Below are 10,907 nucleotides of genomic sequence, written 5' to 3'. Positions count from 1 at the left end.
ACTTCCTTCCATCCTTTTTGGATTGAGTGGTAGTCCAGCGCTGCGGAAAAATACTCGCTTTCCGTGGGGAACGCTTCAGCCTCCTCGGGAAAAGCGCCCTGCGGGGTCTTCAGACTGTTCCTTTCCCACTGGAGTCTCGCATTTTTCCTCCGCTTCATTCGTTTTTCTGATCAAGTGAGAAGTTGTTCCAAAGTATGTCTAACATGAAGTATTCCTAACATCAAAATTCAGAAAATCCCTAAAAGCGAAGGCAGAACACGCAGACTTCTCGAAAATACAAACCGATTTTCTTCGTGCGATGTACTGCTGACGAAGCCTTCCTTATCCTTTGGGAACAGCAAAGGTCTTCGATGGGGCGAGTAACCGCAGTCCCAAAAGGTCTTCGATGGGGCGAGTAACCGCAGTCCCAAAAGGTCTTCGATGGGGCGAGTAATCGCAGTCCCACGAGTCTGAACACCCCTAGTGATGGGTCTTCGTCTTCCATTTAAGCTTCGTAGTGAATTCCTCAATCCAAGGGAGCAAGGAAGCTTATTCAAAGTAGTCCCCTGGCTGAGGCCGTGCCAGCGGAAAGCGAAGTGTTCTGCCGCAGCGAGTACATAAGCTTAACTAAAATCAGAACAAGAATAAGCTTCAAAAAATAGAATTGTCACTATGTCGCAGTTTGCCTCAACTGTCCACTTTAAAGGTCATGGGTTCTTGAAATTTAACAAAGTATGAAAAGAGTTTTTTATATAACAATCAAATTATCGACATCATGCAGATGTTTTAACCCCTATGCAAGGGGAAATAAAAGAAAAGGAAGATGAGGAATGAATCTAAAAAACACATTGATGGATGCACTGGGAATGGAAGTACTCATTTCCGAAAAAGACAAAGTGGAAATCAAAATGCCTGTTGATGAAAGGACGCACCAACCGATGGGATTTCTACATGGCGGTGCGAGCGTTGCTCTGGCCGAGTCAGCCGCAAGCCTTGGCGCTTATCTAAACGTTGACCCGAAAACAAAGCAAATATTTGGAATCGAAATAAATGCCAACCACCTAAAAAGCAAGCGCTCAGGCTGGGTGAAAGGCGTTGCAATTCCGCTCCACCGCGGCAGAAATACCATGGTATGGGAAATCAAAATTTTCGATGAAGAAAATCAATTAATTTCTATTTCCAGATGCACGATAGGAGTAGTAGAAAAGAAGACTCCTGAATAAGAAAGGAGAATAGCAATGTTAGATGATAAAAAGTTGGACCATTATAAAAACTTGTTATTGGAAATGAAAGAAGAAGCAAAGGAAGAGTTAGGAGCGAAAGACGAAAGTTACAAATTGAATCAGGAATTTCCGGCTGATTCCATTGGTGAAGTCACCAATTTCGACAACCATCCAGCAGACTTAGGTACCGAGATGTTCGAAAGGGAAAAAGCAGCCACCATCGAAGAACAGGCCAGACAACGGATTTCCGAAATCGACCGGGCCTTGGATAAGATTGAAAACGGAACATATGGTGTCAGTGAAAAATCAGGCAAACCAATACCTGAAGAGCGACTCGAAGTACAGCCTACCGCTCGTTATTTGGTAGAGGAAGTCGATGGACAACAGTAAGGCTGAAGAGGAAGCTTCCCTTCGTTTCGTGAAGCAGGACATTCCTACCCGTTAAACAATGAAAAAGCACCTGCATCTGCAGGTGCTTTTATCATGAGACCGATATTCTTTTCCGCTCCATCCAAGGTTTTAATTTCAGGAATAATGGCACAAACAGCAAGGCGATCACGACACCTTTTATTATGTTGAAAGGCAAGATGCCGGCTGCAATGGTCACCCATTTTACTTGAGCGCTCATCGTTTCCCATCCCATAAACCAACTATATGCTGGAAGCAGTAAATAGTAATTCAACAGACCCATACCGACTGACATGATGACCGTCCCGGCTACAAGGCCTGACACGAGACTCTTGACTCCTTTGAATTTATGATATAAATAAGCTGCAGGAACCACAAACAGTACACCCGCAAGAAAATTGGAAAATACTCCGATTGGATCCCCGGCACCTGTATAAATCAAGTAAAGCAGATTCTTGATAGCTTCAACTGCAATCCCTGCCACCGGTGTGAAAATCAACGCTGCAATCAGGGCAGGCACCTCACTGAAGTCTATTTTTAAATACTGTGGAAGCATCGGCAGTGGAAAATTCAAAAACATCAGCACCATGGAAATCGTGCCCATTAACGCCAAAATAATAAGTCTTAACAAATTAGATGATTTCTTGTCTGTTTGTTTCAATCTAATTCCTCCCTCATCTTTATCTCTATCGATACCTACCTGGTGATGAAGGACTAGCGGATAACTCCTTTCCAACCAAAAAGCCCTAAAGCATGAAATACTTTAGGGCATAGTTAAAATAGGAAATTAAAGGTATATAAATATACCTTTCCGCTATTATCTTCTCCCATCCAGACTTTAACTGTCGGTTCTGGATTCTCACCAGATCAGCCATTTGACTAATATCAAACAGGTCACGGACTTAGAGCGTCTCCACCCCTTACCGTCGGTCGGGAATTACACCCTGCCCCGAAGATAGAATCGATATTCATTTATAAAATAATTATACTATGTCGCTTACAATTTGCAAGCATATTGCAATCTTGTTCAATCCTCCAAAGGATTAAGGCTTTCTGTACCTGTCATGTCTTCAATCATCTTGACCAATAAATCGATTTCTTCATCTATATCTTTAATGCTTACCGTTTCGACAGGAGAGTGCATGTACCTTAATGGCAGCGAAACCAAAGAAACCGGCACCCCTTTTCCCGTCAACCTCATTTTATCTGCGTCTGTTCCTGTAGCCCTCTGGGTCAATTCGTATTGGACTTTCATGTTAAGCGAACGTGCCGCTTTTTCCAATAGTTGATTAATTTTAATGTTTATTGGAGCGCCTTTCGCAAGTACCGGACCTTTCTCAAGCTTTACATCCCCATGTTTGTTTTTGTTGACTCCGGGATAATCTGTAGCAAATGTTACATCGCATGCAATCGCCATCGTCGGCTCAATTCCAGCTGCTGCGAAATAGGCTCCACCCATGTTCGTCTCTTCATTTACAGTGCTTGCAGCATATACGCCAACATTTAAATTTTTCCCGGATAATCTTCTCAATACTTCGGCGACAATAAATGCTCCTGTCCGGTTATCAAGACCGCGCCCGGAAATGTAACGATCCATCAATACTTCCGGTTCACGTTTATAAACGGCCAGATCGCCTATTTGGACATATTTTTCCATTTCTTCTTTAGACTTTGCACCACAATCAATGAACAAGTCTTCAAGGTCGAAGTCACCCTTGATTCCGCCATGATGCTGTGCATTCACTCCAATTACCCCGGTGATTTCTCCTGCAAAGCCGAGAACCGTGACCTTCATGCCGATTGCTGCTTTTGGATTGATACCGCCCATCTTGTCAAAGTGTAAATAGCCTTCTTCATCGATACGATTGATGACCAATGCTATTTCATCGCAATGGCCCGCAAGCAAAATTTTGAAGTCAGCCTCCGGATTCAATACACCAATTGCATTGCCGGCATGATCTGTTATTATCTCATCTGCGTATTCTCTTACATCTTTCATCCATTGCCTTTGTATATTCATCTCCATGCTGGAAGGAGATGGGGTCTTTAATAAGTTCATTAAGAATTGCAATCTTGTTGATTCCATATGTATTTCCTCCTTTATATCATAGGTTAATCATACCAAATTATTGGGAAAATACTAAATGCTGTGAAAAAATCCGTCCATACTTTACACTGTAATTATTTACGAAGGAGTTGTTATAAATGACACTAAATGAGTGGTATGCCAAAGGGATGGGCCCCGATGAATATATTGAATCCATGAAGCAACATAAGGAAAACCTGTTGTTCATCTACGATAATTTCGAGGGTCCTGAAGAACGTGATACTTATGACAAGATAAGCAAAAAAAATCTCCGTGCGATTGTATTAACGGAAGACTGGTGCGGCGATGCGATGATGAATGTGCCGATTTTGTTCCATATTGCTGAAAAAGGAAACATTCCTGTCAGACTGCTCCCGCGTGATGCCAATTTGGAATTGATGGACCAGTATTTAACAAATGGGAAATCCCGCTCTATTCCAATCTTTATTTTTATCGACGAAAATGGAAAAGAGGTTGCCAAGTGGGGACCACGCGCCCCTGAAGTGCAAAGATTTATTGAGGAGTCTTTGGAAAACTTGCCGGACAAACAAACAGAAGATTTTGAAGAAAAAAGGAAAGAATTATTTACATTTGTTACGAAATCTTTCCGGGATAACAAAGATTTTTGGGACGAGACATACCAAAGCATCTTAGAAAGCCTTAAATAAACTCCCATTTCCTGAATTTACACCGATTAACTTTTTTCTAAAAAGTCCATAATAAGGAAAAAGGTAAAGGTGAATAGAGTCGTATGCAAACTTTTCTTCAAGTATATTTCCGCATGCATATATTTTTCCGGTTGCTGTTGTCTGTCCTGTTATTGATGATGATGTTTGGTACCATCATCCACTTTATGGAACCTGACCATTTCCCTACAGTATTTGACGGGGTTTGGTGGGCATTTGTAACTGGATCAACAGTCGGTTATGGAGATTATGTTCCATTGAGCACAGGCGGGAGAGTTGTGGCAATCCTCCTTATACTTGCCGGCGGCGGGCTTGTGACCTTCTACATGGCTACTGTCTCAGCAGGAACACTCAAGCATGAACGCGATTTATCAAACGGACTTGTAAAGTACAAGGGACGGGATCATATCATCTTTGTGGGATGGAACGAACGCACCAGGCAGCTGCTCGATATGATGTTGGAACGAGATTTAAGAGAAAATGTCGTCTTGATCGATCACACGCTGAAGAACCTGCCATATCAAAAATATCAAGTCCATTTTATACGCGGAAACGCAACGGAAGACAAGACATTGGAGAAGGCAAATGTGAAAGATGCAAAGTTTGCTGTGATTACGGCTGATCCTTCCAGAAACGAATTGCAGGCAGACCAATGGAACATTCTGACTGCCATAGCCATGAAAGGTAACAATCCGGATATTTTTTTGATAACGGAAATACTTACCAAAGAACAAATCAGCAATGCCAGAAGGGCTGGGGCAGATTCTGTCATTCGTTCCAATGATTTTATGAGCACCTTGTTTTTTCATGAAATCTTCCGGGAAGCACCAGTCAAACCATTTGATCTGTTACTCCAAGTATTGGCTAACCAGCAATTCAATCAATTCGGTCTTCCGGAAAAACTGGATGGCAAAACTTTTTTGGAATGCGCCGATTATTATGCTGTTTCAGAACAACTATTGATCGGTATTATGAGGAAAGGAGAATTGATGGTCAATCCTCCTTTCCATACACCACTGAAAACCGGCGATACACTCATTGTTTTTTCATCCTTGTATTAACAGTTCTTCTACTTGTTCAATAAGCTGTTTGCCTTGCTCTACAAACTGATCAGGCACCTCGGCATCGGCATCTACTGGAGCCTGAAACTGATCAACAGCTCCTCTTAAAGCGCCATTTACAGCATCCTCATCGATCCCTGACTGGTACAAATGATTCAAAATAAAAGGTTTTCCGATTCTCACAACCACACCTGGGGAATCGAGCATGCCTTTAACAGGTTTAAAAGGAATTCTGACAAATTGATATCCATCCTGATTGGACATTTTATAATCAAAAGAACCCTGGTCATAATCCCAGTTGCCGCCTATCACAAAACCCAAAGGTTTTAATTTTTCCTCTAATTCACGCAAAGCATAATCGCTGTTTTCTATTGATGAAGAAACCGGAATCATCCTAACACCTCCTATGTTATTAAGCATTCCCTTAAAGATTGTTTTCATGAAAGGGATAATTAAAAACCCGCCCGGTCTCTAAAGCGAGAATACCGGGCGGGTTATCTATAATTATTTAAGCCTTTTTTCGAGTTCTTCTTTTTCCGCTTCAAAGCCAGGCTTGCCAAGCAGTGCAAACATGTTTTTCTTGTATGCTTCTACTCCAGGCTGGTCAAACGGATTTACACCAAGTAAATAGCCGCTGATTGCACAAGCTTTTTCAAAGAAATACACCACATAACCGAATGTATATGCGTCCAATTTAGGTAAATGAACAATTAAGTTAGGAACTTGTCCATCTGTATGGGCAAGCATCGTTCCCTGATAAGCCTTCTCGTTTACTTCATCCACTGTTTTGCCGGCAAGATAGTTCAATCCATCTAAGTCCTGCTTATCCTCTTCGATGGTAATATTTGACTTAGGTTCTTCAACATGAAGTACCGTTTCAAATAGATCACGGCGTCCCTCTTGCACATATTGTCCTAAAGAGTGCAGGTCGGTCGAAAAGTTGGCAGAAGATGGATAAATGCCTTTGAAATCTTTTCCTTCACTCTCCCCGAATAATTGCTTCCACCATTCAGAAAAGTATTGGAGGGAAGGTTCGTAATTGATCAACATCTCGATGGTTTTGCCTTTATTATAAAGAACGTTACGCACGGCAGCATATTGATATGCAGGGTTATCAGCAATATTATCTGTGCTGAGCTCCTCTTGCGCCTTTCTGGCACCTTCCATCATTGACTCAATATTAATTCCGCTGGCTGCAATTGGCAGAAGCCCGACGGCGGTAAGGACTGAATATCGGCCCCCTACATCGTCAGGAATGACAAAACTCTCATATCCTTCTTCTTGTGCAAGTGTCTTAAGAGCACCTTTTGCTTTATCAGTAGTAGCATATATTCGCTTCCTTGCTTCCTCGACTCCATATTTTTCCTCCAGGAATTTACGGAAAATGCGGAATGCTATCGCAGGCTCAGTAGTTGTCCCACTCTTTGAAATAACATTGACGGAAACATCTTTTCCTTCAAGCAGATCAAATAGATCATTCATATATGGGGCGCTGATACTGTTACCTACAAAGAGTACCTGAGGGGCTTTTCTTTGTTCTTTAGACAATTGGTTATAGAAAGAATGGTTGAGCATCTCCAGAGCAGCCCTTGCTCCAAGATAAGAGCCTCCAATCCCTATGACAAGAAGGACATCTGAGTCAGACTGGATTTTCGCAGCTGCTTTCTGGATTCTGCTGAATTCTTCTTTGTCATAGTTTTCCGGTAAATCGAGCCATCCAAGGAAATCATTTCCCGCTCCGGTTTGATTATGTAGGGCATCGTGGGCCAATTTAACAGGTTCTGCCAGATAATCGAGTTCATGCTTGCCAAAGAAAGGTAAAGCGCGATCGTAATCAAAACGTATATGAGTCATATTAATACCTCCAATTATAATAAGTTAGTGACTAAATTAAATGTATCTAATTCAGTCGCTTAAATCAAGCAAGGTCCCGTTCACCTTATCACAATTTTTTTGGTCTGTCTTTCATGACAATATTTACCAGGTTGGACAAAGGCATCGTGGATTAAAAAACCGGAAGTGGGGTATTGCTAATAATGTAAAATAAAAAAGGAGGTTTGTTTATGAGTACATTACAGCGAATTGCTTTATTACTTGTCATAATCGGTGCTGTAAACTGGGGGCTTGTCGGATTGTTCCAGTTTGATTTAGTTGCTGCAATCTTTGGCGGCGGCGAGCAAAGTGGCGCATTCGCAAGGATTATATATACGCTAGTAGGGATCAGCGGATTAATCTGCCTGTCCATGCTATTCAGAAACGCTGAACAAACATCTGAAAGCAGAGAACCTAAACCAGAAAGATAATAATCGGAAGATGCAAAAAGCTGCCTTGAAATCAAGGCAGCTTTTGTAAGGCAATTAGTTTTTATACGTGTTCTCACGTTCTTCCGATTGCTCAATCCACTCTTCCAGTTTGTCTTTCAACGTGTTAAAACCGGATGATTGATTATCTTGCTGTTGCTGTTGTTGGGTGTTTTGTTTAGGTGCTCTTTTTGTTTCTTGTTTTTTCGGCGCTTCTTCTGTTGCACGAATGGAAAGAGAATATTTATTCTTTTCTTCATCGATATTCAGAATCTTAACCTTTACTTCCTCCCCAACAGATAAGTGGTCGTTTATATCTTTCACAAACCCGTGTGTTACTTCAGAGATATGCACTAAGCCTTGCACTTCGTCGTCTAAAGCGACAAAAGCACCATAAGGCTGGATGCCTGTTACTTTTCCTTCTAAAACTTGTCCTGTTTCAAACTTGTCTGCCATGCTGAACAACTCCTGATATATATTTCATTCCTTTATACGCAATTATTTATTTTACCACACATTTTTCCATTCGGCAAAAAAAGCATAAAAATCTATTTTGTTTCAAAAAAAAATTATTTTTTTGCTTAAACATGTTTATCTTTGAGGTTTTATGGAAATACATATAACTGTAAGACTTTCTCGTATTCCCCCTGTTGAAGGCAAAGCATCGATGCTTTGTCTTTTTTTTGCTTTTTTTTGAGACCGGTCCTAATTTCACTGTGGACCGTCCCTAAAGGATAAAATGGGCAAATCAAGAAATAATAAGCTTAAAACCTGTCAGATCGGGAGTTCACTCTAAGGGTTATTGGGCGGTGTACGGGAATGAGAGTTACCAATAAAAAGCAATGGCTGCATTACCACGACAGCAAAATATGTTATCAACTACATAAAGCCCCTTCCAGCGGGGATAAACCATATATTATTTTTGTTCACGGTTTTTTGTCCACACAATACAGTTTTCGAAAGTTAATCCCCCATCTAGTCCCTGCCTTTCATGTTGTAACGCTGGATTTACCTCCTTTCGGGGACAGCGAACGGTGCGTCGAATTCAAATATTCTTATTCAAACATGGCAAAACTCCTCCTCCACTTTATGAATACTTTTTCTATCCAAAAAGCTTACGTTTCCGGCCATTCGATGGGTGGACAAATCGCCCTGACATTTGCCCACCTTTACCCGGAACGAGTTGAAAAACTATTTTTAATGGCACCATCCAGCTACATGAAGAAGGCGGATTTCCTTACAGGCCTTTCCAGTTCGCTCCCTTTTTTTCCTTCACTCTTGAAACGAGTATTCCGCCAAAACGGCGTGTACGGTATATTGCAAAAATGTATTTACAATGAGCAAATCATCAACAAAAGAATGCTGGCCATTTACAGTAAACCTTTTTTGGATGATGACATTTATAAATGCCTGACTAAGATGGTAAGGGACAGGGAAGGCGATTTGAAGGAACCCGATTTGCAGACTATTTCTAAAAAAACAGTTGTATTCTGGGGAAAAGAAGATCAAATATTGCCGCATACCATCGGATATCAACTGCTAAAAGATCTTCCCTCAGCGGAATTATGCCTTTTCTCCCATACAGGACATTTCCTGCCTGAAGAGAGGCCGCTGCCCATTGCACAATATATCCTGCATATTAAAGATAATTGAAATAAAGAACTTTATCATGGGTTCCTATCCCCTCCCCCAAAAATAAACGATCTGATTTAGTCGAGACTTCAGCACGCTATCTATTTTGTTTCCGTTTAATTCAGGGTGATAAAACATACTGTTTCCCTTCTTTTGATTCTTTTACTATAATGTTTATACAAATATAAGCCCGCTCTGCACTCTCAGCGGTATTTTAACTATCAATCATTTTTTCTGTCAATATATATGAGAGGGAAAAACTGTACCAGGATAGACACTCAAAACTTTTACAGCATAAAGGAGGAGCAGTAAATGGAAAACACTTTTGAAGAAACCATTCAGCGGACAGGTACACGTTCTGTCAAGTGGGATTTACTTTCATCTATTTACGGTTCAAACGATGTGCTTCCAATGTGGGTTGCAGATATGGACCTTGCCGTACCTGAGCCAGTGAAAGAAGCTCTTGTCGAGAGGGCACAGCACGGGATTTTCGGTTATACTTTCACTGATCAGTTAATAAATAAGTCTGTCACCGAGTGGCTTAAAAAAAGGCACCAGTGGGACATTAAACAATCATGGATTTTATACAGCCCAGGTGTCATCTCCAGCCTGCATATGGCTGTACAGGCTTTGACTGAACCCGGAGACCGGATTATGATTCAAACACCTGTCTATCCGCCTTTTTATGATCTTGTCAATCTTCATGACAGAAAGCTCGTCAAAAACCCCTTACGGTTGCAAGACGACAGGTACACGATGGACTTTGACCATTTCGAATCGGAATTACAAAAAGGGGTAAAAGCATTTATCTTATGTAATCCTCATAATCCTGTCGGAAGAGTATGGACAAAGGATGAACTTGAAAAGGTTGCTGAATTGTGTTTGAAGCATGATGCATTGATCTTTTCCGATGAAATCCATGCAGATCTCATTTACCCGGGACACAAGCATATCCCGATTGCATCCCTTTCTGAGGAGATCAATCAACAGACCATTACATGCATGTCCCCGACAAAGTCATTCAACCTGGCTGGACTGCAAGTTTCCTACCTTGTTACACCTGATAACAAGAAAAGAGATGCTATTAACCATCAGTTCAAAAAACAAGGTGTGCATATTTTAAACACAATGGGGATTACTGCTGTCGAAGCAGCTTATAACGAAGGCGAGCAGTGGCTGGACAATTTAATACAGCTTCTTGATAAGAACAAGAAACTTGTAGAGAGTTCGTTCAAAGACATTCCGGAAATACAAGTCATACCGGCTGAGGGTACTTATTTAATATGGCTAGATTGCCGCAGCATGCAAATGGAACACGGGGCATTGAAAAAATTCATGCAGGAGCAAGCAAAAGTTGGTCTGAATGATGGTGTTTCATTCGGTGAAGAAGGTTCGGGATTCATGCGGATGAATATCGCATGCCCTACCGTTACGGTGAAAGAAGGAATCGACCGGATACTTCTTGCTGTCAAAAAAAGACAGTGAAAGCATAAAGAGAACCTTTGCCAAATGGCAAAGGTTTCATCTGCTTA

At 41.3% G+C, this 10,907-nt stretch carries 12 protein-coding genes and 1 riboswitch; of the genes, 7 read left to right on the top strand and 5 right to left on the bottom strand.

Features of this window, described 5'->3' with window-relative positions; all coding sequences use genetic code 11:
• The first annotated feature begins 809 nt into the window (after positions 1 to 809).
• Positions 810 to 1,202: a hotdog fold thioesterase gene (locus CZ434_RS21495; RefSeq protein WP_077624996.1), complete on the top strand. Its 393-nt coding sequence runs from the start codon at positions 810 to 812 to the stop codon at positions 1,200 to 1,202.
• Positions 1,203 to 1,217: 15 nt separating this feature from the next.
• On the top strand, positions 1,218 to 1,592 hold the full coding sequence (locus CZ434_RS21490) for a TraR/DksA C4-type zinc finger protein (RefSeq protein ID WP_077624995.1): 375 nt from the start codon (positions 1,218 to 1,220) through the stop codon (positions 1,590 to 1,592).
• A gap of 91 nt (positions 1,593 to 1,683) precedes the next feature.
• On the opposite strand, the gene CZ434_RS21485 is transcribed toward CZ434_RS21490, so the two are convergent.
• Positions 1,684 to 2,271, bottom strand: coding sequence for an ECF transporter S component (locus CZ434_RS21485; protein WP_077624994.1), 588 nt, complete (start codon positions 2,269 to 2,271; stop codon positions 1,684 to 1,686).
• Positions 2,272 to 2,425: 154 nt separating this feature from the next.
• A riboswitch (FMN riboswitch) is annotated at positions 2,426 to 2,571 on the bottom strand.
• Positions 2,572 to 2,637: 66 nt separating this feature from the next.
• Entirely contained in the window at positions 2,638 to 3,696 is a 1,059-nt protein-coding gene (locus CZ434_RS21480) for a M20/M25/M40 family metallo-hydrolase (protein ID WP_077624993.1), read from the bottom strand.
• A gap of 119 nt (positions 3,697 to 3,815) precedes the next feature.
• On the opposite strand from CZ434_RS21480, the gene CZ434_RS21475 reads away from it, so the two are divergent.
• Together CZ434_RS21475 and CZ434_RS21470 are read left to right on the top strand one after the other, a co-directional pair.
• Positions 3,816 to 4,364, top strand: a complete 549-nt coding sequence (locus tag CZ434_RS21475; protein ID WP_077624992.1) for a thioredoxin family protein — start codon at positions 3,816 to 3,818, stop codon at positions 4,362 to 4,364.
• A gap of 83 nt (positions 4,365 to 4,447) precedes the next feature.
• Positions 4,448 to 5,443, top strand: coding sequence for a potassium channel family protein (locus CZ434_RS21470; RefSeq protein ID WP_077624991.1), 996 nt, complete (start codon positions 4,448 to 4,450; stop codon positions 5,441 to 5,443).
• Here CZ434_RS21470 and CZ434_RS21465 read toward each other — a convergent pair.
• Positions 5,429 to 5,836, bottom strand: coding sequence for a YugN-like family protein (locus CZ434_RS21465; protein WP_077624990.1), 408 nt, complete (start codon positions 5,834 to 5,836; stop codon positions 5,429 to 5,431). The genes CZ434_RS21470 and CZ434_RS21465 overlap by 15 nt on opposite strands.
• A gap of 111 nt (positions 5,837 to 5,947) precedes the next feature.
• Positions 5,948 to 7,297, bottom strand: a complete 1,350-nt coding sequence (locus tag CZ434_RS21460; protein ID WP_077624989.1) for a glucose-6-phosphate isomerase — start codon at positions 7,295 to 7,297, stop codon at positions 5,948 to 5,950.
• A 209-nt stretch (positions 7,298 to 7,506) separates the two neighbouring features.
• Between CZ434_RS21460 and CZ434_RS21455 the strand changes: the two genes are divergently transcribed.
• Positions 7,507 to 7,746, top strand: a complete 240-nt coding sequence (locus CZ434_RS21455) for a DUF378 domain-containing protein (RefSeq protein WP_077624988.1) — start codon at positions 7,507 to 7,509, stop codon at positions 7,744 to 7,746.
• Positions 7,747 to 7,800: 54 nt separating this feature from the next.
• Here the strand turns inward: CZ434_RS21455 and yugI are convergent, their stop codons facing one another.
• Positions 7,801 to 8,199, bottom strand: coding sequence for a S1 domain-containing post-transcriptional regulator GSP13 (yugI, locus tag CZ434_RS21450; protein ID WP_077624987.1), 399 nt, complete (start codon positions 8,197 to 8,199; stop codon positions 7,801 to 7,803).
• Between the two features lie 363 nt (positions 8,200 to 8,562).
• Between yugI and CZ434_RS21445 the strand changes: the two genes are divergently transcribed.
• Positions 8,563 to 9,396, top strand: coding sequence for an alpha/beta fold hydrolase (locus CZ434_RS21445; protein WP_077624986.1), 834 nt, complete (start codon positions 8,563 to 8,565; stop codon positions 9,394 to 9,396).
• Positions 9,397 to 9,687: 291 nt separating this feature from the next.
• Complete coding sequence (locus CZ434_RS21440) at positions 9,688 to 10,860, top strand: MalY/PatB family protein (RefSeq protein WP_077624985.1); 1,173 nt, start codon at positions 9,688 to 9,690, stop codon at positions 10,858 to 10,860.
• Positions 10,861 to 10,907 lie beyond the last annotated feature (47 nt).

Origin of the sequence: Sediminibacillus massiliensis (assembly GCF_900156915.1) — a bacterium.
Lineage (GTDB): Bacteria > Bacillota > Bacilli > Bacillales > Amphibacillaceae > Sediminibacillus_A > Sediminibacillus_A massiliensis.
Note: the sequence above shows the minus strand (reverse complement) of the source record. Positions and strands in the feature narration are given on the sequence as shown.